The organism is Solimonas flava DSM 18980, from assembly GCF_000426685.1.
GTDB lineage: Bacteria > Pseudomonadota > Gammaproteobacteria > Nevskiales > Nevskiaceae > Solimonas > Solimonas flava.
The window spans coordinates 43656-65724 of the sequence record NZ_AUFV01000019.1; the positions used below are offsets into that span (position 1 = coordinate 43656).

The 22069-nt window shown below is 69.6% G+C and carries 18 protein-coding genes; 8 read left to right on the forward strand and 10 right to left on the reverse strand.

Going from position 1 to position 22069, the window contains the following annotated elements:
• The first annotated feature begins 176 nt into the window (after positions 1 to 176).
• The 4 genes from K343_RS0117230 (at position 177) to K343_RS0117245 (ending at position 7618) form a co-directional block, all read left to right on the forward strand.
• A complete protein-coding gene (locus tag K343_RS0117230) occupies positions 177 to 1700 on the forward strand; it encodes an amidase (RefSeq protein WP_084615964.1) in 1524 nt (507 codons plus the stop codon).
• Positions 1697 to 3289, forward strand: a complete 1593-nt coding sequence (locus K343_RS0117235) for an amidase (RefSeq protein WP_245585230.1) — start codon at positions 1697 to 1699, stop codon at positions 3287 to 3289. Before K343_RS0117230 ends, K343_RS0117235 begins: the two co-directional genes overlap by 4 nt.
• A 142-nt stretch (positions 3290 to 3431) precedes the next feature.
• Entirely contained in the window at positions 3432 to 4541 is a 1110-nt protein-coding gene (locus K343_RS22705) for an efflux RND transporter periplasmic adaptor subunit (protein WP_154662636.1), read from the forward strand.
• Positions 4538 to 7618 (forward strand): efflux RND transporter permease subunit, encoded by a 3081-nt coding sequence (locus K343_RS0117245; protein ID WP_028009130.1) that lies wholly within the window; start codon positions 4538 to 4540, stop codon positions 7616 to 7618. Before K343_RS22705 ends, K343_RS0117245 begins: the two co-directional genes overlap by 4 nt.
• Positions 7619 to 7634: 16 nt before the next feature.
• On the opposite strand, the gene K343_RS0117250 is transcribed toward K343_RS0117245, so the two are convergent.
• The 7 genes from K343_RS0117250 to K343_RS0117280 form a co-directional block, all read right to left on the reverse strand.
• On the reverse strand, positions 7635 to 9722 hold the full coding sequence (locus K343_RS0117250; RefSeq protein ID WP_028009131.1) for a M13 family metallopeptidase: 2088 nt from the start codon (positions 9720 to 9722) through the stop codon (positions 7635 to 7637).
• A gap of 93 nt (positions 9723 to 9815) precedes the next feature.
• Complete coding sequence (locus tag K343_RS0117255; RefSeq protein ID WP_028009132.1) at positions 9816 to 10589, reverse strand: enoyl-CoA hydratase; 774 nt, start codon at positions 10587 to 10589, stop codon at positions 9816 to 9818.
• Positions 10590 to 10712: 123 nt separating this feature from the next.
• Positions 10713 to 11177, reverse strand: coding sequence for a hotdog fold domain-containing protein (locus tag K343_RS0117260; protein ID WP_028009133.1), 465 nt, complete (start codon positions 11175 to 11177; stop codon positions 10713 to 10715).
• 11 nt (positions 11178 to 11188) lie between these two features.
• Positions 11189 to 12064 (reverse strand): alpha/beta hydrolase family protein, encoded by an 876-nt coding sequence (locus K343_RS0117265; RefSeq protein ID WP_020650121.1) that lies wholly within the window; start codon positions 12062 to 12064, stop codon positions 11189 to 11191.
• Positions 12065 to 12183: 119 nt separating this feature from the next.
• Complete coding sequence (locus K343_RS0117270; protein ID WP_020650122.1) at positions 12184 to 13083, reverse strand: LysR substrate-binding domain-containing protein; 900 nt, start codon at positions 13081 to 13083, stop codon at positions 12184 to 12186.
• Positions 13080 to 13577 (reverse strand): hypothetical protein, encoded by a 498-nt coding sequence (locus tag K343_RS22710; protein WP_051278665.1) that lies wholly within the window; start codon positions 13575 to 13577, stop codon positions 13080 to 13082. Before K343_RS22710 ends, K343_RS0117270 begins: the two co-directional genes overlap by 4 nt.
• A 33-nt stretch (positions 13578 to 13610) precedes the next feature.
• Positions 13611 to 14117 (reverse strand): PaaI family thioesterase, encoded by a 507-nt coding sequence (locus K343_RS0117280; protein WP_028009135.1) that lies wholly within the window; start codon positions 14115 to 14117, stop codon positions 13611 to 13613.
• Between the two features lie 64 nt (positions 14118 to 14181).
• Between K343_RS0117280 and K343_RS0117285 the strand changes: the two genes are divergently transcribed.
• Complete coding sequence (locus K343_RS0117285; protein ID WP_028009136.1) at positions 14182 to 14700, forward strand: winged helix-turn-helix transcriptional regulator; 519 nt, start codon at positions 14182 to 14184, stop codon at positions 14698 to 14700.
• 9 nt (positions 14701 to 14709) lie between these two features.
• Here the strand turns inward: K343_RS0117285 and K343_RS23665 are convergent, their stop codons facing one another.
• Together K343_RS23665 and ilvB are read right to left on the reverse strand one after the other, a co-directional pair.
• Positions 14710 to 15999: a GGDEF domain-containing protein gene (locus tag K343_RS23665; RefSeq protein ID WP_051278667.1), complete on the reverse strand. Its 1290-nt coding sequence runs from the start codon at positions 15997 to 15999 to the stop codon at positions 14710 to 14712.
• Between the two features lie 6 nt (positions 16000 to 16005).
• Positions 16006 to 17850: a biosynthetic-type acetolactate synthase large subunit gene (ilvB, locus tag K343_RS0117295; RefSeq protein WP_028009137.1), complete on the reverse strand. Its 1845-nt coding sequence runs from the start codon at positions 17848 to 17850 to the stop codon at positions 16006 to 16008.
• A gap of 151 nt (positions 17851 to 18001) precedes the next feature.
• On the opposite strand from ilvB, the gene ilvN reads away from it, so the two are divergent.
• Positions 18002 to 18505, forward strand: coding sequence for an acetolactate synthase small subunit (gene ilvN, locus K343_RS0117300; RefSeq protein ID WP_028009138.1), 504 nt, complete (start codon positions 18002 to 18004; stop codon positions 18503 to 18505).
• Positions 18506 to 18589: 84 nt separating this feature from the next.
• Entirely contained in the window at positions 18590 to 19606 is a 1017-nt protein-coding gene (ilvC, locus tag K343_RS0117305; protein ID WP_028009139.1) for a ketol-acid reductoisomerase, read from the forward strand.
• Positions 19607 to 19679: 73 nt separating this feature from the next.
• Here ilvC and chrA read toward each other — a convergent pair whose 3' ends face one another.
• Complete coding sequence (gene chrA, locus K343_RS0117310; protein WP_028009140.1) at positions 19680 to 20864, reverse strand: chromate efflux transporter; 1185 nt, start codon at positions 20862 to 20864, stop codon at positions 19680 to 19682.
• Between the two features lie 122 nt (positions 20865 to 20986).
• Here chrA and pssA point away from each other — a divergent pair, with 122 nt between their 5' ends.
• The gene (gene pssA, locus K343_RS0117315; protein ID WP_028009141.1) at positions 20987 to 21787 is read left to right on the forward strand and encodes a CDP-diacylglycerol--serine O-phosphatidyltransferase; all 801 of its coding nucleotides are present in this window, start codon (positions 20987 to 20989) and stop codon (positions 21785 to 21787) included.
• Positions 21788 to 22069: the final 282 nt, after the last annotated feature.

Sequence of the window (22069 nt, forward strand, 5' to 3'; positions counted from 1 at the left end):
GCGTGTCCTCGGCGGTTTTTGACTGTCCACTGGAAGGACGCGCGCCGCAGGCGATGCCCGACGTGCGCCGCCGGGGTGGGGGATCGCGCTCCGGCGCCGTCGTAATCGAAGACCAAGGCATCGTCGCGTCACGCGGCGGATGTCATTGCCATCCCGTCACGACCCGTCCGTCCGCCATGGATACGCTGCTCAGGATTCCCCGTTCACGCCGTCGCTTCCTCGTCGAACTCGCGGCAGCCGGTGCGGCGTCGGCGGGATTCGCGGCGAGCCTGCGCGCCGAGGCGCAAGTCGCCGCCGCACGCATCCCGGACGAACTGAACTTCACCTCCGCCAAGCGCATCGCCGCGCTGATCGCCGGCAAGCGCCTGTCGGCGGTCGAGGCGGTGCAGGCGTATCTGAAGCGCATCGACGCGGTCAACCCGAAGCTCAACGCCGTCGTCTATCCGATCCCGGAACGCGCGCTGCAGGAAGCGCGGCAGGCCGACGCGCTGCTGGCGCGCGGGCAGAGCCTCGGTCCGCTGCACGGCGTGCCGTGCACGATCAAGGATTCGCTGGCCACCGCCGGCGTGCGCACGACCGGCGGCACGCTCGGCCATCGCCGCTACGTGCCGAAGCAGGACGCGACCGCGGTGGCGCGCGTGCGCGCCGCCGGCGCGATCGTCATGGGCAAGACCAACACGCCGGAGCTGACGCTGTCCGGCATGACCACCAATCTGATCTACGGCAAGACGCACAACCCCTACAAATACGGCTATCAGCCCGGCGGTTCGACCGGCGGCGGCGCATCGATCATCGCCGCCGGCGGTTCGGCCTTCGACATCGGCACCGATTTCGGCGGCTCGATTCGCGGGCCGGCGCACTTCTGCGGCATCACCGGGCTCAAGCCGGCAAGCGGCCGCGTGCCGCGCACCGGCCACATCGTCGATTACGGCGGCTACTTCGATCCGTTCCAGGTGGTCGGCCCGCTGGCGCGCTGGACCGAGGATCTGGAGCTGATCGCCGCGGTGATCGCCGGCCCGGACTACATCGACGCGGCGATCGTGCCGGCGCCGTGGCTGTCGCCGGCGCAGGTCGATCTCAAGGCGATGCGCATCGCCTATTTCGTCAACAACGGCAGCGCCAGAGCGCCGACGGCGGAGACCGAGGCGGCGGTGCGCAGCGTGGCCGCGCAGTTCGCGGATCTCGGCGTCGAGGTCGTCGAAGACTGCCCGACGGCGCTGATCCGCGAATCGAACGACATCCGCCAGGCGCTAAGCACCGCCGACGGCCGCGCCTGGGTCAAGCGCCTGCTGAAGAAATACGGCACGACCCAGGTCTCGCCGGTCATCAATCTGCTGCCGGCGCCGCAGGCCAAGACGCCGGAATTCACGCGGCTCGCCGAGGCGATGGACGCCAATCGCTCGAAGTTCCTGCAGTGGTTCTCGTCGTACGACCTGATCGTCTGTCCGGTCGACCGTGCCCCGGCGCAGCCGTGGCCGGCCGAGCCGAAGGCGAAGGCGCCGGAGCCCGGCAACTACGGCTACACGCCGGTATTCAACAACACCGGCTGGCCGGGCGCCGTGGTGCGCGCCGGCACGTCGCCGGACGGTTTGCCGATCGGCGTGCAGTTCATTGCCAAGCCGATGCGCGAGGATGTGGCGCTGGCGGCCGCGGCGTTCATCGAGGCGACGCTCGGCGGCTACCGGAAGCCGACGCTATGAGTACCCGGCGCATGCGGGAGGAAGAGACGGTGACGAACGTCGAGACGGACGGCGGCGCCGAGCCGCGCTCGCTGGCGCGGCGCGCGCTGCTCGGTGGCGCGGCGCTGTCGCTGGCGGCCTGCGCGGCCACGCCTAAACCCGAAGCGACGGCGCGGGCGGCGCGGACGCAGGAGGCGGGCGAGAAGCTGGCGGACGACGAACTGCTGTTCATGTCGGCGACGCGGCTGGCGGCGCTGATCCGCAGCGGCCGGGTGTCGGCGACCGAAGCCGTGACGGCTTACTACCGGCGCATCGATGCGGTCAATCCGCGTCTCAACGCCGTCGTGCAGTTCTGCCGCGAGCGCGCCTATGCGGAAGCCGCCGCGTGCGACGCGATGGCGGCCAAGGGCCAGTTCAAGGGCGCGCTGCACGGCGTGCCGATGACGATCAAGGATTCGTTCGACACCGAGGGTGTGATCTCGACCGGCGGCACGCAGGGCCGCGCCTTCTTCGTACCGCCGAAGGACGCGACGGCGGTCGCGCGGCTGCGCGCACAGGGCGCGATCCTGCTCGGCAAGACCAACACGCCGGAGTTCACGCTCGGCGGCATCAGCGGACTCGGCACCACCGCCAACATTCTCTACGGCATGTCGCGCAATCCCTACGATCCGACACGCTCGACGTCCGGCTCGACCGGCGGCGGCGGCGCGATCGTCGCGGCCGGTGGCGCGGCCTTCGATTTCGGCTCCGACTTCGGCGGCTCGATCCGCGGACCGGCGCACGCCAACGGCATCGCCGGCATCAAGCCGACGACCGGCCGCGTGCCGCGCACCGGGCACATCGTCGACTACGGCGGCGTGTTCGACAGCTACCAGCAGGTCGGTCCGCTGGCGCGCCGCGTCGAGGATCTGATCACGATCGTGCCGCTGGTGGCCGGCCCCGACTTCATCGACGCGGCGATCCAGCCGATGATCTGGCCGGACCCGCGCAGGGTCGAGCTGTCACGGCTGCGCGTCGCGTACTACTTCGATCTCGCCGACGACGCGGCGCAGCCGACGCCAGAGATGCGCGCGACGGTGCAGTCCTGCGTCGATTACCTGGCGCGGCTCGGCTGTCCGGTGCGCCGGTCGCGTCCGCCCGATGCCGTCGCCATCCAGGCGCTGTCGACGCGCCTGCGCGAGGGCGACGGCAACGCCTGGCAGAAGCGCCTCGTCGAGAAGTACCACACGACGGTGCCGGGCCCGAACCGCCGCTTCGACTATCCGCTGATCGAGACCGCCGAGTTCACGCGCCTGCTCGAAGCGCGCGACGCCTGGCGCTCGCGGATGATGGCCTGGGTCAAGGATTTCGATCTGATCGTCTGCCCGGCGGCGCTCGGGCCCGCGCCCAAGATCGGCGACCGTTCGGCCGAGGGCCTGCGTGGCGCCTCGTTCACCTCGACCTACAACATTGCCGGCTATCCGAGCGGCGTGGTGCGTGCCGGCACCTCGCCGGAAGGCATGCCGCTCGGCGTGATGCTGACCGCGCAGCCGTGGCGCGAGGATCTCGTGCTCGCCGCGATGCTTTCGATCGAAGCCGAATTCGGCGGCTGGCAGCCGCCGCCTTCATGACCTTCCGTTTCCCGGTTCCCCGCCGCCGTACTCCCCTCCCAAGTGGATTCATGTTTCGTCCATCCCCCCAAACGTGGACGCATGACGGCGGCGGGTTTTTGGGGAACCCCGGCCTACTTCCTGCGCGGCTTTCTTCATCGTCGTGACTCGAACACTGCGTTACCTCGTTCCGGCGGCGGTCATCGTGATGGCCGCCGCCTTCTTTCTGCACGGGCACACGCCGGCCAAGCGCACGGGCGAGCCGATCGCGTCGCGGCCGGCGGCCGCGCCGCGGCCGCCGCTGCAGGTTTCCGTGCTGACGGTACGCACGCGCCGCTTCGCCGATCGGATCGTCGCGACCGGCAGCCTGCGCGCCGACGAAAGCGTCGACCTCAAGCCGGAAATGGACGGCCGCGTCGTCGGCCTCTATTTCGACGAAGGGCAGAACGTCCGTCGCGGCCAGAAGCTGGTGCAGCTCAACGACGCCGAACTGCAGGCGTCGTTGCAGCGCGCACGCTACGAGCTGGACCAGGCCGGGATCGAGGCGCGCCGCGCCGAGCAGCTGCTGGCGATCGGCGCGGTCGCGAACGCGACCTACGAGACCGTCATGAGCACGCTGCAGATCCGCCGCGCCGAGTTGCGTCTGATCGAGGCGCAGCTCGAGAAGACGCAGGTGCGCGCGCCGTTCGACGGCACGATCGGTTTGCGCGCGGTCAGCATCGGCGCCTACGTCAACTCGGCGACGACACTGGTTTCGCTGCAGCGGATCGACCGCCTGAAGCTCGACTTCGCGGTGCCCGAGCGCTACGTCCCGTATCTGCAGGTCGGCGCCGGGATCAGCTTCCGCGTCGCCGGCGACGGCGAGCCGCATCCCTGTACGGTCTACGCGTACGATCCGCGCATCGATGCGGCGACGCGAACCGCCCTGCTGCGCGCACGCTGTCCGAATCCGGGCGGCCGGCTGCTGCCCGGCGCGTATGCGACGGTCGAAATGCCGCTGGCCGCGATCGACGATGCGATCTTCGTGCCGGCCAATGCCGTCGTGCCGGGGCTCGACGAGCATGGCGTCTACGTGCTCAGCGATGGCAAGGCACACTACCGCGTGGTGCGGGCCGGCCTGCGCACGGCCGCTGAAGTGCAGATCCTCGGCGGTCTGGCCGCCGGCGAGACGATCGTCACCTCCGGGCTGCAGCAGCTGCGCGACGGCCAGCGCGTCGAAGCCGACGCCGCCGGCAGCGCCGCGGTGCCCGGCGCCGGCAGTCCGCGCGGATGAAGGATCTCGCCGAGCTGAGCGTGCGGCGGCCGGTACTGACGGTCGTCGTCTCGCTGTTGATCCTGCTGTTCGGCTTCCTCGGCGCGCTGCGCCTGCCGGTGCGCGAGTACCCGGCCGTCGATCCGCCGACGATCTCGATCACGACCAGCTATCCGGGTGCGGCGTCCGAAGTCGTGCAGGCGCAGATCACGGAGCCGATCGAGGAGGCTGTCAATTCGGTTGCCGGCATCGTTGCGCTGACCTCGACGAGCCGCGAGGGCGCCAGCCAGATCACCGCCGAATTCTCGCTGGACACTGATCTCGACACGGCGGCCAGCGACGTGCGCGACCAGCTGTCGCGGGCCACGCGCAATCTGCCGGCCGACGCGAATCCGCCGGTGCTGAACAAGGCCAATGCCGATTCGTCGCCGATCTTCGGTCTGGCCCTCAGCAGCCGCCAGCGCAGCCAGCTCGAACTCGGTGCCTATGCCGACAAGCTGCGCGAGCGCCTGCAGACGGTGCCCGGCATCGCCAGCGTCGACCAGCCGGCCGAGAAGCGCTACGCGATGCGCCTGTGGATGGATCCGCTGCGTCTGGCCGCGTACGGCATCTCGCCGCTCGACGTGGCGAGCGCGCTGTCGCGCGAGAACGTCGAGCTGCCGTCCGGGCGCATCGAAGGCGGAACGGTCGAGCTGCCGGTGAAGACCCTGTCGCGGCTGAATACCGAGCAGGACTTCAACGACATGCTGGCCAAGCACGACGGCGACCGCATCGTGCGCTTCTCCGACATCGGCTATGCCGAACTCGGCGCGCAGAACGAGCGCGGTGCGCTGAAGATCGGCGACACGCCGATCGCCGGCCTGTACTTCCGCCAGCAGCCGGGCGCCAACCAGATCAGCATCGTCGACGAGCTGCGCCGGCGCCTCGACCAGATCCGCGCCGAGGTGCCGAAGGACATCGACGTGCAGATCGCCTACGACAACACCTCGTACGTGCGGCGCTCGCTGCTCGAAGTCAGCGAGACGATCTTCATCGCTTTTGCGCTGGTGGTGCTGGTGGTGTTCGCGTTCCTGCGCGAATGGCGCTCGACGCTGATTCCGGTGCTGGCAATCCCGGTGTCGATCGTCGGCACGTTCGGCGTCATGGCGGTCGCCGGCTTTTCGATCAACACGCTGACGCTGCTCGGCATCGTGCTGGCGATCGGCCTGGTCGTCGACGATGCCATCGTCGTGCTCGAAAACGTCTACGCCAAGATCGAGGCCGGCATGGCGCCGCGGCGTGCCGCGATCGAGGGTACGCGCGAGATTTTCGTCGCGGTGATCTCGACGACGATCACACTGGCCGTCGTGTTCATGCCGCTGCTGTTCATGGGCGGGCTGTCGGGCCGCCTGTTCCGCGAGTTCGGCGTGACGATCGCCGGTGCGGTGCTGATCTCGGCGCTCGTCGCGCTGAGCCTGACGCCGATGCTGGCGTCGCGGCTGCTGCGTCCGCATCAGGCGCACGGCTGGCTGTTCGAGCGCACCGAGCCGCTGTTCTCGGCGCTGGAGCGCGGTTACGCGACGAGTCTGCGCGGCTTCCTGCGCCGGCGCTGGCTGGCGTTCGGCGTGCTCGGGCTGGCCGGACTGGCGATCGTCGCCCTGCTGCAGGTCCTGCCGCGCGAGCTGTCGCCGCTCGAGGATCGCGGCCGCGTCTGGCTGCGCGCGACGGCGCCGGAAGGCACCGGCTACGAAAGCATGCAGGACTTCATGGACGAGCTGGCGCACGCCGCGGCGGTGCGCGTGCCCGAGGCCGGGTTGATGATGACGCAGGTGCCGGGCTCCGGAAACGTCGCCGGCGCGCAGGGCGCCGTCAACAACGGCTTCGTTCGCATCTTCCTCAAGGAACGCGATCAGCGCACGCGCTCGCAGCAGCAGATCGCCGCCGACCTGCAGAAGATGGTGCGCGGCTTCAGCGCGGCGCGCGTCAACGTCACCCAGGAAGCCAGCATCGGCGAGCGCCGTTCGACGTCGAGCGGGGTGCAGTTCGTGCTGCAGGCGCCAGGCTTCGATGCCCTGCGCGAGCGCCTGCCGGGCTTCGTCGAGCAGGCCCGGCAGAGCCCGGTGTTCAGCTTCGTCGACAGCGATCTGAAGTTCAATAAGCCGGAAGTGCGGGTAACGATCGACCGTGCCAAGGCGCTGACGCTGGGCCTCAGCACCGAGCAGATTACGCGCACGCTGCAGGCCAGCCTGAGCGGTAGCCGCATGGGCTATTTCATCAAGAACGGCAAGCAGTACGACGTCATCGGCCAGCTGACGCGCGACTTCCGCTCGCGGCCGTCGGACCTGCGCAACATTCCGATCGTCGGGCTCGACCCGATGCGCCCGGTGACGCTCGACAACGTGGTATCGCTGCATGAGGACAGCGCGCCGCCCGAGCTGTACCGCTACAACCGCTACAACGCGGCGACGGTGTCCGGCACGCTCGCCGACGGCTACACGATCGCCGATGGCATCGCTGCGTTCCGCGCCGTCGCCGGCAGCACGCTCGACGAGCGCTTCACGACGGAGCTGACCGGCGCGGCGCGCGACTTCGAGCAAAGCGCGTCGTCGCTGGCCTACGTCTTCGTGCTCGCGCTGGTGCTGATCTATCTGGTGCTGGCCGCGCAGTTCGAGAGCTTCGGCGGTCCGTTCGTGATCCTGCTGACGGTGCCGCTCGCGCTGGCCGGCGCGCTCGCGGCGCTGTGGGCGTGCGGCCAGACGCTGAACATTTTTTCGCAGATCGGCCTGATCATGCTGATCGGACTCGTCACCAAGAACGGCATCCTGATCGTCGAGTTCGCCAATCAGCGGCGCGCCGACGGCGCGCTGTCCGCCCTCGAAGCGGCGCAGGAAGCGGCGAACGCGCGCCTGCGGCCGATCCTGATGACGAGCCTGGCGACGGTGCTCGGCATCCTGCCGATCGCGCTCGCGCTCGGCGCCGGCTCCGAGAGCCGGGTGTCGATGGGCATCGCCGTGATCGGCGGCCTGCTCTGCGGCTGCGCGCTGACGCTGTACGTGATTCCGGCGATGTACGCGATGCTGCTGGGCCGTCGCGGCGCCGCCGCGACGGCCCGGCCCTGAGCGCCGCGCGGGCGCGTTACCAGATCGCGATCCGGCGCTCGCCGCTGCGGACCATTGCGTCGCCCGGCTTGCAGTCGAAGGCGGCGGCGAAGGCCGGCATGTTCGACGGCGCGCCGATCGCGCGGAAGCGGTCCGGCGCATGCGGGTCGGAGGCGATCACCAGCTTTTCCATCTGCGGCGTGAAGCGGCTGCGCCAGGCAGTCGCGTAACCGAAGAAGAAGCGCTGGTCGCGCGTCAGGCCGTCGATCTTCGGATCGGGCTGGCCGGCGTCGGCCATCTGCAGGGCGTCGTAGGCGATGTTGATGCCGCCGAGATCGGCGATGTTCTCGCCGAGCGAGATGCGGCCGTTGACCTTGGTGCCGTCGGCCGTGGCGTAGCCGTTGAACTGCGCGATCAGCTTCTGGCTCAGCGCCTCGAAACGCTTCTGGTCGGCGTGCGTCCACCAGTTCTCGAAGTTGCCGCTCGGGCCGAAGCGCGCGCCCTGGTCGTCGTAGCCGTGCGTCATTTCGTGGCCGATCACCGAGCCGATCGCACCGTAGACGAGCGCGTCGTCGGCCTTGGGGTCGAAGAACGGCGGCTGCAGGATCGCGGCCGGGAACACGATCTCGTTCTGCAGCGGGTTGTAGTAGGCGTTGACGGTCTGCGGCGTCATCGTCCATTCGCTGCGGTCGACCGGCTGGCCGATCTTGCCGAGCTGCCAGCGGTAGTTGAAGGCCTCGGCGGCGAGCGCGTTGCCGAGGTAGTCGTCCGGCTTCGTCGCCAGGCCGCTCCAGTCGCGCCATTTGTCCGGGTAGCCGATCTTGGGCATGAAGGTCTGCCACTTGGCGAGGGCCTTCTGCTTGGTCTCGTCGCTCATCCAGCTGAGCTTTTCGATGCGCGCCTTCAGCGCCGTGCCGAGATTGGCGACGAGCTGCTGCATGCGCGTCTTCGACTCGGGCGGGAAGGCGAGCTTGACGTAGAGCTGGCCCATCGCCTCGCCGGCGCCGGTGTTGATCGCGCCGAGCACGCGCTTCCAGCGTGCGCGCTGTTCCTTCTGGCCGCCGAGCGTCTTGTTGTGGAATTCGAAGTGCTCGGTGACGAACGCGCTGCTCAGATACGGCGAGGCGCCGTCGACGAGGTGGTAGCGCAGATAGCTCTGCCACTGCGCGGCCGGCACGTCGGCCAGCATCTTGCTCACTTCGGCGTGGAACTCGGGCATCGACAGCGAGAACATCGCCGGCAGCGCGACGCCCTGTGCGGCGAAGAACGCCGTCCACGGGAAGTTCGGCGTGAGCTGGTCGGCCTCGGCCGGCGTCACCGGGTGGTAGTAGAGGGCGACGTCGCGCGACAGGTCTTCCTGCGATTTCGAAACCTTGGCCAGACGCGTTTCGAAGGCCATGACGGTCTTGGCCTGCGCCGCGGCGGCGTCGGCCGGCACGCCGGCGAGTTCCAGCACCTTGGCGATGTGCGCGACGTAGGCGGCGCGGATGTCCTGCTTGTCGGCGGCGAAGTAGTAGGTCTTGTCGGGCAGACCGAGGCCGCCCTGCGAGGCGTAGGCGATGTTCTGCGCCGAGTTTTTGAAGTCGGCTTCAGGCGCGAAATCGAACAGCGGGTTCTGGCCTTCGGCGGCGATCTTGCGCAGGTAAGCGGCGATCGCCGCGCCGTCGGCGAGCGCGTCGATCGCGGCGAGGCGCTCCTTCAGCGGCGCGATGCCGACTTGCTCGACCTTCTGTTCGTCCATGCCGGAGGTCCAGAAGTCGGCAATGATCTTGTCGATGCCGGTGTTCGTGGCCTGGCCGGCGAGGTGCTCGGCGATCTGATGCTGCACGTCGAGCGAGCGTTCGCGCAGCGCCGCGAACGGCCCCCACCAGACCTGATCGGCCGGAATCGGGTTGGCGTCGAGCCACTTGTCGTTGCTGTAGGCGGCGAAGTCGTCGCAGGCCTTCTTGCTGGTATCGAGGTCGGCGGTCGAGAAGCCGATCACCGGCGTCAGCTTGCTCTCGTCGAGCGTCCAGGCGGCGGCCGGCGCGGCGGCGGCCCGGGTCTGGCTGTCGTCGGCGGCGCGCTTGCACGCCGACAGGCTCGCGGCGCAGGCCAGCGCCAGCAGGACGGTTTTGCCTTGCATGAAAAATCCCCCGGGGTTCGATGGTGCCCGGGGGACTGTACGGTGCGTCGCACCCGGGCGATAGAGTGATCGCCCGGGGTGCGACGTGGCGACTCAGTTGAACTTCGAGAAGTCCGGCTTGCGCTTCTGCATGAACGCGGTCAGCGCCTCGAGCGCTTCCGGCTGCTTGAGCATCGGCACGAAGTGGTTGACCTCGACGCCGATCACTTCCTTGACCTGCTCGCGCGTCCAGCGCTTGAGCAGCGCCTTGGCGGTGCGCATCGCGTTCGGCGGCTGCGCGGCGAGCTTGAGCGCCTGGACGCGGGCGTGGGCCTGCACCTCGGCGTCGGGCAGCACTTCGTTGACCAGGCCGTATTCGCGCGCCTTGGCGGCGGAGAACATCTCGCCGAGCAGGATCAGCTCGGCGGCGCGGGCGTGGCCCATGATCGCCGGCGCGATCAGGCTCGAGGCGAACTCGGGGCAGATGCCGATGTTGACGAACGGCATCTGGAAGCGCGTCTTCTCGCCGGCATAGACCAGGTCGCAGTGCAGCAGCGCGGTGGTGCCGATGCCGATCGCCGGCCCGGCGACGGCGGCGACGATCGGCTTGGTGGCGTCGACCATCGCCTGCATGAACTGGGCGATGACGTTGCCGCCGGCGTTCTCCGGCGTGTTGAGGAAATCGGCGAGGTCGTTGCCGCTGCTGAAGCAGTCCGGCGTGCCGGTGAACAGGATCGCGCGCACCTCCGGATTGTGGTTGGCGGCGCTGAAGGCTTCGCCCATCGCCTTGTACATCGCGCCGCTGATGGCGTTCTTCTTGTCGGGGCGGTTGAGGCGGATCGTCAGCACGCGGTCCTGCAGTTCGGTGACGATGTGGTCGGTGCTCATGCGCGTTCCTGGCGGGTTCTAAAGTGGAACCGCTAGTGTAGCGGCAGCGCCACCGGCATCGACCTCGTTCGGGTGGACGACGCGAGGCGACGGTAATCGCGAATGCCGCGGCGGCTCGGGCCGTTACGCGGTGCGCCGCGGCGAGACGTACATGGTGATGTCGGCTTCCATCACCGCTTCTCCGGCGCGGTTGGTGACGCGTACCGGCACGATGACGTCGCCGTGCAGCGTCGCCTCGAACGGCGGCGCTTCGGCGCGCGCGAGCAGGGCGCCCTCCGCCTTCTTCAGATAGCGCACGCTCATGCCGCGCGGAATCCAGCGCAGCGAGGTCGGCAGCGAGGCCTCGACCATGGTGCCGGCGGCGAGTTCGCACATCGCGCACAGGGCGATCGCGTTGACGGTGCCGAGGTGGTTGTGGACGGCGCGGCGGTCGCGGATCGCGACTTCGCACAGGCCGCTGCGCAGCTCGCGGATGTGCGGCGAGATCGACGCGAAGTAGGGCGCGCGCCAGGTCACGGCGCGGGAGAACAGGCGCGTGCCGAGCGGATAGCGGCGCACGCGGGCGTACAGGGAGGCGAGGCGATTCATGCGGGTGTTCCTCAGGCGGCCATGGCGAGCTTGGGGGCCAGCGCGTCGTGCAGCCAGCCGAGGGTGGCTGGCCACAGCGCCTGCGACGCCGGCCGGAAGAAGCCGAAATGGCCGACGCGGCGCAGGCCGTAGGCGCGGCCGTCGAGCACGCGCACGTCGCGTTCGGCGTTGCGGTAGAAGTCGGCCAGCGCCTGCACGGCGGACAGCGGCGCATAGAACGGGTCGTCGGCGATCGCGTAGAAGCGCATGCGGCCGCGGAACGCGTCGAAGTGTTCGCGCAGCGGCTGGCCGCGCTCGTCGCTGATGTAGTGCGGGCTGCGGCACCAGCGCGCCCATTCGTGCGCCACGCCGCCGGGCAGCTCGTGGCCGATCAGTGCGGCCGGCACGCGGCCGGCGGTGTGCGCGGCGATCGGCAGCACGCCGTACCAGAGCGCGGCCATTGCCGGCTGCAGGCGGGCCGGCCACAGCCGCCAGTAGCCGCTTTGCGAGGCGACCGCGAGCGCCGCATCGACGAGCCGGTTGTTCGGCGCCAGGCCCAGCAGCTGGCCGCCGGCCGAGTGGCCGATCGCCGCGATCGGCAGCCGCGGGTAGCGTTGCGCGAGCGTCTGCAGCATCGCCGCCAGATCGCGTTCGCCCCACCAGCGCATGCGCAGCTGCGACGGCCGGGCGGCATGCCAGCGGCTGTCGCCGATGCCGCGATAGTCGTAGCTGAGCACCGCGTAGCCGTGCTCGGCGAGGTACCGGGCGTAGGCACGGTAGTAGCGGCGCGGCACGCCAGTCGCCGGATTGATCAGCGCCGCCGCGCGTGGCGCGCGCCCGGGCTCGAACAGCGTGGCGGCGAGCGGATGGTCGTCGCTTGCCAGAACGGTCAGCTGGATTTCGCGCATGTCGCGCTCCACAAAAGAGGGTGCCGGCGCAGTGTCGGCGCGCGCGTGCCTCGCCGACAAACGAAAACGAGCGCCCCTTCGCGTGAAACGCCTTCATCCGGGCGGGTGCCCGCACGGCCTCACGCGAGCAATGCGGGCAGCTCCGCCTGCAGCCAGTCGCGGAAGGCGCGGACCTCGTGGCGGTCGTCGTCGTGCTCGCGGTACAGCAGGTAGTAGCGCTGCGGGATCTCGGTGTGCAGCTTCGGCCAGGGCTGCGCGAGCTTGCGGCGATGCAGCCAGGGATTGACCATCGGCACCAGGCCCAGCGTCAGGCCGAGGCCCTGCTCGGCGGCGCGCAGGATCGCCAGATAGCTGTCGAGCCAGAGGTCGTTTTTCGGCGGCCCGAAGTCGATGCCGGCGAGCCGCGCCCAGTCCGCCCACGCATTCGGCATCGGGCTGGAGTGGATCAGCGTGACGCCGTCGAGATTGCCGGGGCCGCGGCGGCGCAGCTCGCGCGCCAGCGCCGGCGCGCACACCGGCACCGCCGACATGCTCAGCAAGGGCACGCAGCCGAGTTTCGGCCAGCGCCCGTCGCCGAAGCGCAGCGCGATGTCGAGGTCCTCGTGCAGCAGGTCGACCGGCCGCAGCGTGGTCTCGATGTGCACGTCGATGTCCGGGTGCTGGGCGCGGAACGCGCTCAGCGCCGGCAGGATCACCTCGCTGCCGATGAACGGACCCATGCTGATCTTCAGCCGCGCGCGGCCGTGGCGCTGGGCGACGCGGTGGCTGCCGTCGCGCAGCCGCTGCAGTGTGTCGCGGACGACGGCGAGGTAGTCGCGGCCGCCGTCGCTGAGTTCGAGCGAGCGGTTGCCGCGCCGGAACAGCGCGAAGCCGAGGAAGCCTTCGAGCGCCTTGATCTGATGGCTGATCGCCGAGGCCGTCAGATGCAGCTCCTCGGCGGCGACCTTGAACGACAGCGTGCGCGCCGCGGCCTCGAAGGCCTGCAAGGTGTGCAGCGGCGGCAGACGGCGGAATTTCACGGGCGCAGGGCCGGCGTGAAGCGCTGCTCACGCCGCCGCTCGCCCCGTTGTGTGCCGTCGTGTTCCTCGGCCAGCGCGCAGCCGGCACGCGCGCAGAGCCGCCGCACCGCGTCGAGGCCGGAAAAGGTCCATGACGCGACCGAGCGCTCGCCTCGCTGGTGACAGCACGCGAGCGCGGTGTCGGGCGGCGGCGCGCCGGCCGTGCTGCCGCGCAGCGCGTCGCCGGCGATGAACCGGCGTGGGTGCGCGGCGCGCGCTTCGGCATGCAGACCGCCGCTCGCGATTGCGCCTGCGATCCGTCCGTCACACGGCGCGGTCCACCGCCCATCGCGGCCGTCGTCGTGGCGATTCATGAATTCGCCGGGGGCGCGGGCGACGCGTGCTGCCAAGAACGCGCCAAGGCGCCGGCGCCGGGCGTGGTTCAGGCCATGCCGTTCGGCGCTGCGGCCGATCGTGCGCGGTGCGTCGTCGCGATGGAGCGTGATCGCTTGCATGCGCGGATTGTCGCCCGGGCGCCGCGCGCGACGCTACGCGGCGGCGCGGGTCTGCTCGATCGGGAAGATCAGGCAGGTGGTGACGGCGTGCGCGAGCAGCTTGCCGTCCTCGCCGAACACGCGACCTTCGGCGGTCGCCAGCTGGCGGCCGCGGTTGATGACGGTGCCGACGCCGCGCACGCGCATGCCGGGCAGGATCGTGCGCGTCAGGTTCACCTTCAGCTCGACGGTCGTGTAGCCCTCGCCGACGGCGAGCGTCGAATGCACGGCGCAGCCCATCACCGAGTCGAGCAGGGTGCAGGCATAGCCGCCGTGCACGCTGCCGAGCGGATTCAGGTGCTGGCCTTGCGGCGCACCGTGCATCACGACTTCACCGGCGGCGGCGCTGCCCATCGTGATCGCCATGATCTCGGTGATCGGCGGCGCCGGCAGGCGGCCATCGACGATGGCCTGCAGGAACTGCAGGCCGCTCATGCTGCCGCGCTCGGCCGGCGGCACGACGCCGTAGCGCAGGGTGGGGGAGGCGGGGCTGTCGGCCATGGCGGTTCGGATCTGGCTTTGGATTTGGAAGCCTGAGTCTGGCCGCGCTATGCTGGCTTTGTCAATGAAAGCCAGAACCGGGAAGAGCCGCAAAGTCGAAGCGCCCGAGCCGATCGCGCCCGAGCAGCGCCTGCGCTTCGGCGCGGCGTGCTCGGTCTCCGCCGCGGTCGAGTTCATCGGCGATCGCTGGAGCCTGCTGCTGCTGCGCGAGCTGTTCCAGGGGGTGCGCCGCTACGACGATTTCGCCCGGCACACCGGCTGCTCGAGCGCGGTGCTGTCGACGCGCCTTCGCAAGCTGGTCGACGCCGGCATCGTCTGCCGCCAGGTCTACCGCGACGACGGCGCGCGCGCGCGCTACGAGTACCGCCTGACCCGCAAAGGCGTCGATCTGCTGCCGGTGATCGTCGGCCTGATGCAATGGGGCGACCGCCACGCCGCCGGTCCGGGTGGCGGTCCGCTGCTGCTGCGCGACCGGCGCAGCGGTGAGCGCCTGCGCGTCGCGCTGGTCAACGAAAGCGGCCGGCTCGTCGAGCCGCGCGATTCGGTGCCGACGCTGAATCCCGACTTCGTGCCGCCGCGCTGAGGCGCGACCTCAGGTCAGCACGCGGTAGCCGTTGCGGCCGCGGCGCTTGGCCTGGTAGAGGCATTCGTCGGCGCGCCGGTAGGCATCGGACAGCGGTTCGCCGGCGCGAACGACGACGGCGCCGACGCTGCAGCTCATGATGCCGAGCGGGCTGCCCTTGTGTTCGATGCCCAGACCGCCGATCGCGGCGACGATGGCTTCGGCGCGCGGCGCCGCGGCTTCGGGGGCGCAATCGTAGAGGAGCAGGACGAACTCCTCGCCGCCGATGCGCGCCGCCATGTCGAACGCGCGGCGGGCGAGCCCCGACAGCGCCAGCCCGCTCTCGGCCAGCGCGCCGTCGCCGTAGTCGTGGCCGTAGTGGTCGTTGAGCGCCTTGAAATGGTCGAGATCGACCAGTGCGAACAGCATCGTGCGCTCGGGATCGCGCTCCAGCGCCAGACTCAGCGTTTCGTAATGCTCCTCGAACGCGCGCCGATTCGGCAGGCCGGTCAGCGCGTCGCGATAGGCGAGGATTTCGAGCAGCACGTTCGCCGCCCACTGCCGGCGCAGCGACAGGCGCGTCCAGACCACCGACAGGAACACCATGCCGATCAGGATCACTTCCATCAGCCAGGCGGTCGGGCTGCGATGGGCGATGCTGTCGGGCCACAGCCGCGTCGCGGCGCTGGTACAGACGACGTAGGCGCCGACCAGGATCAGGCAGCGGCTCAGCGGCAGGCGCGCCAGCGCCAGCACCGAGACCGGCACGGCGACCGCGAGCGAGGGCTCGATCTCGAACCCGGCGCGTCCGCTGAGATAGCGGATCGACTCGATGGTGACGATCTCGATGATGAACGCGAGGATCATCAGCCATTCGACGAACGGCGCGTCCGGGCGTTGCGCGATCGCCGCCGTGAGCGCGGCGAACAGCGGTGCCATCAGGCCGAGCGAGATGATCGTGATCAGCCGGAACGTCTCCGGCGGCGCCATGAAGGCGAGCGGCGTCCAGATCGGCGCGGTCGCGAACACGAGGCAGGTCAGCAGCGCGACGCTGATGCGCGCGGTGCGCGCCGACAGGCGGGTGTACTGCTGGAACTCGTGTTCGAGCGGCTGCGGAAAACGGAAGCGATGCGTCTGTGCCTGCGCGATCGCTTCGAGCTGCTGGATGTCGGCGGCGCCGAGTTCGTCAGTGCGGCGGCGGTCGGGCCGCGACAGCTGGAAACGCGTCAGGCTCGCGCCCGACCGCTGCCAGCGCTGTGCGCCGGCGGCGGACGGGGTGGAACTCGCTGCGGTCTCGGGCGCGTCGCTCGCCGGCGGCATCAGGCCTCAGAACATCTGGGTCGATTGCGCATCGACCTTTTCGGGTTTGGCTGCGCCGCGCGCCGGGATCCACTCGCCGGTGATCATCTGATCGTAGCCCTGACCCGGGCCGACCATCGGGTATACCGACGCCATCGGATCGATCACGACTTCGAGCAGCGCCGGCCCCGGGAAGGCGATGAACTCGCGCACCACGCGCGGCAGGTCGGCCTTGTGCTCGACGCGCACCGCGAACTTGTAGCCGTCGGCTTCGGCCGCCTTGATGAAGTCCTTGGTGTGCAGGCTTTTCTCGGAGCCGGCGTAGCGCGACTCGAAGAACAGGCGCTGCCACTGCTTCACCATGCCGTCGCCGTAGTTGTTGAGGACCACGATCTTGACCGGGATGTTGTAGGTCGTCGCCGTTTCGAGCTCGCCGAAGTTCATGCGGATCGAGGCGTCGCCATCGATGTCGATGACGATCTTGCCGGGCTGTGCGTAGGCGGCACCGAGCGCGGCCGGCAGGCCGAAGCCCATCGTGCCCATCGAGCCGGAGGTCAGCCACAGGCGCGGCGCCTTGAAGTCGAAGTACTGCGAGGCCCACATCTGGTGCTGGCCGACGCCGGTGGCGACGATCGCCTCGCCCTGCGTCAGCTGGTTGATTTCCTCGATGACGGCGTGCGGCTGGATCAGCTCGCCGCCGCGCTCGTAGTTCATCGCGTAGGTCTTCTTCAGATCGGCGATGTGCGCGTGCCACTCCGCGTAGTCGGGCTTGAAGCCCTGGCCGCCGAGGTATTCGCGCAGGCCGTCGAGCGCGCGGTTCAGCTCGCCGACGTGGTGCCAGTGCACGCGCTTGACCTTGTTGATCTCGGACGGATCGATGTCGAAGTGCGCGATCGCGCGCGCCGACGGCGCGAACTTGGCCGGATTGCCGGCGACGCGGTCATCGAAGCGGGCGCCGACGGCGATCAGGAAATCGCAGTCGTCGACCGCGTAGTTCGCGAACGCGGTGCCGTGCATGCCCAGCATCTGCAGGCACAGCGGCTCGGTGGTGTCGACTGCGCCGATGCCCATCAGCGTCGTCGTCACCGGAATGCCGAAGGCGCCGGCGAACGCGCGCAGGCTCTGCGCCGCCTCGCCGTGAATCACGCCGCCGCCGGCGTAGATCAGCGGCCGCTTGGCCGCGCGCAGCAGTTCATGGAACGCGGCGGCCTGTTCCGGCTTGATGGTGTTCTCGTAGACCGCCTTCAGGCGTGCGCGGTAACCGGGCAGCGGCAGGCGGCCCTCGCCCTTGAACGGGCCGGACCAGTTCTGCACGTCCTTCGGGATGTCGACGACGACCGGGCCGGGCCGGCCGGTGCGGGCGATCTCGAAGGCCGTGCGCACCGTCGCTTCGAGCTTGGTCGGGTCGGTGACGAGGAACACATGCTTGGCGGCGGCGCCCATGATCGAGCTGATCGGCGCCTCCTGAAAAGCGTCGGTGCCGACCGCGGCGGTCGGCACCTGGCCGCAGATGACGACCATGGGGATCGAGTCGGCCATGCAGTCGCGCACCGGCGTGACGGTATTGGTCGCGCCCGGGCCGGAGGTCACCATGCAGACGCCGACCTTGCCGGAGGCGCGCGAGTAGCCGGCTGCCATGAAGCCGGCCGACTGCTCGTTGGCCGGCACGATCAGCGGCATCGGCTCGGCCGCGCCCGGCTTGGCGTGGCGGGCATTGAAGCGGAAGATCGCGTCGTAGCTCGGCAGGATGGCGCCGCCGCTGTAACCGAATACGACATCCACGCCCTCGTCGGCCAGGATCTGGACGAGGATGTCCGCGCCGGTCATCGTCTGGCCAGCAAGCGGATGCGGGGTCTTCAGCACAGCGTTCATGGAATGTGGGTTCGCGACGGTGGGGCGGACGGGGGCGCGAGTTTAGCGCCATTTGGGGGGCTGCCCCAATAGTCCGCAGGTCGCGTTCGTGCTAGTCAGTTGGCATTTTCTTGGTGATTTTAGGGGCGCGAGCCACTAAGATGCGCGCCCTATGCGTCATATCATCTCGATCCTGCTGCAGAATGAGGCAGGCGCGCTCGCCCGCGTCGCCGGCATGTTTTCGTCGCGCGGCTACAACATCGATTCGCTGTCGGTCGCGCCGACGCACGATCCGCTGGTGTCGCGCCTGACGCTCGCCACGACCGGCTCGGACGCGGTCATCGAGCAGATCATCAAGCAGACGCGCAAGCTGGTCGACGTCGTCGAGATCACCGATCTGTCGAGCGCCGATCACCTCGAGTGCGAGCTGGTCATGCTGAAGATCGACGTCGCCGGCGTGAACACCCGGCAGGTGATCGACTGCATCCGCAGCCGCCGCGGCGTGATCCTCGACGAGACCGAGAACACGCGCATCGTGCAGCTGGCCGGCACCGGCGCCGAGATCGACGCCTTCGTGCAGGAGGTCGCCAAGCTGGCGACCGTGCTCGAACTGGTACGCTCCGGCCTCGCGGCCATGCAGCGCGGCCTGCAGTCGATGGCGATCCCGTCGGCATAGCGCGTTTCGCGCAGGCCCCTTCGAAGCGCCGACGCGGCGCGCTGTCCTCAAATCTGTATCAAGACCTGGAGTCCCGCTGTGAGCATCAATGTGTACTACGACAAAGACGCCGACCTGTCGATCATCCAGTCGAAGAAGGTCGCGATCGTCGGCTACGGTTCGCAGGGCCATGCCCATGCGCTGAACCTCAAGGACAGCGGCGTCGACGTCGTCGTGGCGCTCCGTCCGGGCTCGGCGACCGCGAAGAAGGTCGAAGCGGGCGGTCTGCAGGTCAAGAGCGTCGCCGACGCCTGCGCCTGGGCCGACCTGGTGATGATCCTGACGCCGGACGAGTTCCAGTCCGAGCTGTACAAGAACGAGATCGAACCGAACATCAAGAAGGGCGCGGCGCTGGCCTTCGCGCACGGCTTCGCGATCCACTTCAACCAGGTCGTGCCGCGCAGCGATCTCGACGTGATCATGGTCGCGCCGAAGGCGCCGGGCCACACGGTCCGCAACGAATACACCAAGGGCGGCGGCATTCCGGACCTGATCGCCGTCTACCAGGATGCCAGCGGCCAGGCCAAGCAGCTGGCGCTGTCGTACGCCTCGGCGATCGGCGGCGGTCGCTCGGGCATCATCGAGACCACCTTCAAGGACGAGTGTGAGACCGATCTGTTCGGCGAGCAGGCCGTGCTCTGCGGCGGCGCTGTCGAACTGGTCAAGGCCGGTTTCGAGACGCTGGTTGACGCCGGCTATGCGCCGGAGATGGCCTACTTCGAGTGCCTGCACGAGCTCAAGCTGATCGTCGACCTGATGTACGAAGGCGGCATCGCGACGATGAACTACTCGATCTCGAACAACGCCGAGTACGGCGAGTACGTGACCGGCCCGAAGGTCATCAACGACGAGTCGCGCTGGGCGATGAAGCAGTGCCTGGAGGACATCCAGACCGGCAAGTACGCCAAGGCCTTCGTGCTCGAAGGCAAGACCGGCTACCCGGAAATGACCGCGATGCGCCGCCTCAACGCCGCGCACCCGATCGAGCAGACCGGTGCCAAGCTGCGCGCGATGATGCCGTGGATCGGCAAGAACAAGCTGGTCGACAAGTCGCGCAACTGAGAGCGGGCGGCGCGAGGGGCGCCGCACGTTCGCAAGTACGAAGAGGGGCGCCGCGAGGCGCCCCTCTTTCGTTTCAGCGCAAGCCGCCGAGCCCTGCGGCCGCGACGCAGCCGGCGACGACCCCGAGCGCGCCGCGGCCGGCGGCCAGCCAGGCCAGGGCCGCGAGCGCGATCAGCAGATCGACCGGCGCGAGCAGCGCCGAGCGGCAGACCGGGTCGTAGAACGCCGCCGCCAGCAGCCCGACGAGCGCGGCATTGACTCCGGCCAGTGCCGCCGCGGCGCGCGGCAGCCGCGCCAGTGCCTGCCAGTACGGCAGCGCGCCGCCGACCAGCAGCAGGCCGGGCAGGAAGATCGCAAGCACGCCGAGCAGCGCGCCCGGCAGCGGCGGCAGGCCGGGCAGGCTGGCGCCGAGGAAGGCGGCGATCGTGAACATCGGCCCGGGCACCGCCTGCGCGGCACCGTAGCCGGCGAGGAAGCGGTCGGCGTCGACCAGTCCCGGCTCGACCAGCAACTGCTGCAGCAGCGGCAGCACCACGTGCCCGCCGCCGAACACCAGCGCGCCGGCGCGGTAGAACGCCGCCGCCGCGCGCAGCGGCAGCGGCGCGTCGGGCGGACACAGCAGCGCGAGCAGCAGCAGGCCGGCGAACAGGAGCAGCAGACGCAGGCCGGTGCGTCGGGACGGCGTCCAGCCGGCATGGTCGGCCGGCAGTGGCAGGGCGTCGCGACAGGCGAGCAGGCCGAAGGCGGCGCCGGCAGCGACCGCCGCGAGCGGGGCCAGCGGCGCGGCACCGCACGCGACCAGCGTCGCGACGGCGACCGCGAGCAGCAGGCGTCGCGCATCCGGCAGCGCGGCGCGCGCGATGCCGTAGAGCCCGTGTCCGACCACCGCGACGGCAACCAGCTTGAGTCCGTGCGTCAGCGGACCGGTCAGCGCGCCGAGCGTCGGCAGCAGCAGCGCGAACGCCAGCATCAGCAGCGCCGACGGCGCGGTGAAGGCGACGAAGGCGGCGATCGCGCCGGGCCAGCCGGCGCGGCCGAGGCCGAGCGCGAAAGCGGTCTGCGAGCTCGCCGGTCCCGGCAGGAACTGGCACAGGGCGACGAGGTGCGCGTACTGCGCGTCGTCGAGCCAGCGCCGGCGTTCGACGAAGGCGCGGCGATAGTAGGCCAGGTGCGCGACCGGTCCGCCGAAGGCGGCCAGCCCCAGGCGCAGGAATGCGGCGAAGACCTCGCGGGCGGTGGCGGCGGGGACAGTCGGCATGCGGGCGGGAAGGCGATGAGGCGAACGCCGAGCCTAGGCGAGCTGCACGCGTGCGGCCAGTGTCTACGTATCGTCCGATTCGAACGGGTAAGATTCGCGCCTCAATCGAGATCGATCGCACGATGAACGCACCCCAGCCGGTCAAGCGTCGCAAGGGCATCTACCTGGTGCCGAATCTGCTCACGACCGGAACCCTGTTCGGCGGCTTCTATGCCATCGTCATGGCGATGGCGGGGCACTTCGAGCACGCCGTGTTCGGCATCTTCGGGGCGATGGTGGCCGACGGCCTCGACGGCCGGGTCGCGCGCCTGACCAACACGCAGACCGATTTCGGCAAGGAGTACGACTCGCTCTGCGACATGGTCGCGTTCGGCATCGCGCCGGCCGTGCTGATCTACGCGTTCTCGCTGAACTATCTCGCCGAGTACCGCTGGATCGGCGGCAAGCTCGGCTGGGTGATCGCCTTCGCCTACGCCGCCTGTGCGGCGCTGCGTCTGGCGCGCTTCAACGTGCTGGCGGCGATCGCCAGCTCGAACAAGGATTTCTACGGCGTGCCGAGCCCGGCGGCGGCGGCGGTCGTGACCTTCTTCGTGTGGAGCTGCGTCGACGACAGCCACTCGCTGTTCGCCTGGGTGTCGGGCCACGTGCCGCTGCAGGGCCGCGAGGTGCTCGGCTTCGCCGCGCCGCTGACGCTGGCGACGGCGCTGTCGATGGTGTCGAGCATCCGCTACAACAGCTTCAAGAAGCTCAATCTCAACACGCGCCTGCGCTTCCTGTCGCTGGCGGCGGTGATCGGCGTGTTCGCGCTGGTGCTGATCGATCCGCCGCGCATCCTATTCCTGGTCTTCTTCGGCTACGCGCTGTCGGGCCCGGCGGTGATCGCCTGGCGCCGACTGCGCCGCAAGCCGGCAGCGGCGGCCTGATGGACGGCGGCGTTTGCCAGCGCTGAGGGTTTTCCCTTGCGGCGAATTGTTCTATAGTTCCGCGCCATGAATCGCGCCCGTCATGCCGACGTCTTCGCTGCCCGCACGCTCCGTGCGGCGCCGGCGCGCGCGTTCTCGCTTCTTCTTGGTCTCGCGCTTCTGCCGTAAGGCAGACCAACGACCGCGCCAGCACGGGGCCGAAACCGTGCAAACCGACCCGAAGAATCCCTCCAGAATCCGCCGCGACCCGGTCCATGACCGTGTCCGTGCCCGGCCAGGAAT

Bases quoted from the DNA above. Each gene is read 5' to 3' on its own strand.
- K343_RS0117230 (WP_084615964.1), top strand. From the start codon at position 177: ATGGATACGCTGCTCAGGATTCCCCGTTCACGCCGTCGCTTCCTCGTC.
- K343_RS0117235 (WP_245585230.1), top strand. From the start codon at position 1,697: ATGAGTACCCGGCGCATGCGGGAGGAAGAGACGGTGACGAACGTCGAG.
- K343_RS0117245 (WP_028009130.1), top strand. From the start codon at position 4,538: ATGAAGGATCTCGCCGAGCTGAGCGTGCGGCGGCCGGTACTGACGGTC.
- K343_RS0117250 (WP_028009131.1), bottom strand. From the start codon at position 9,722: ATGCAAGGCAAAACCGTCCTGCTGGCGCTGGCCTGCGCCGCGAGCCTG.
- K343_RS0117255 (WP_028009132.1), bottom strand. From the start codon at position 10,589: ATGAGCACCGACCACATCGTCACCGAACTGCAGGACCGCGTGCTGACG.
- K343_RS0117260 (WP_028009133.1), bottom strand. From the start codon at position 11,177: ATGAATCGCCTCGCCTCCCTGTACGCCCGCGTGCGCCGCTATCCGCTC.
- K343_RS0117265 (WP_020650121.1), bottom strand. From the start codon at position 12,064: ATGCGCGAAATCCAGCTGACCGTTCTGGCAAGCGACGACCATCCGCTC.
- K343_RS22710 (WP_051278665.1), bottom strand. From the start codon at position 13,577: ATGCAAGCGATCACGCTCCATCGCGACGACGCACCGCGCACGATCGGC.
- K343_RS0117280 (WP_028009135.1), bottom strand. From the start codon at position 14,117: ATGGCCGACAGCCCCGCCTCCCCCACCCTGCGCTACGGCGTCGTGCCG.
- K343_RS0117285 (WP_028009136.1), top strand. From the start codon at position 14,182: ATGAAAGCCAGAACCGGGAAGAGCCGCAAAGTCGAAGCGCCCGAGCCG.
- K343_RS23665 (WP_051278667.1), bottom strand. From the start codon at position 15,999: ATGCCGCCGGCGAGCGACGCGCCCGAGACCGCAGCGAGTTCCACCCCG.
- ilvB (WP_028009137.1), bottom strand. From the start codon at position 17,850: ATGAACGCTGTGCTGAAGACCCCGCATCCGCTTGCTGGCCAGACGATG.
- ilvN (WP_028009138.1), top strand. From the start codon at position 18,002: ATGCGTCATATCATCTCGATCCTGCTGCAGAATGAGGCAGGCGCGCTC.
- chrA (WP_028009140.1), bottom strand. From the start codon at position 20,864: ATGCCGACTGTCCCCGCCGCCACCGCCCGCGAGGTCTTCGCCGCATTC.
- pssA (WP_028009141.1), top strand. From the start codon at position 20,987: ATGAACGCACCCCAGCCGGTCAAGCGTCGCAAGGGCATCTACCTGGTG.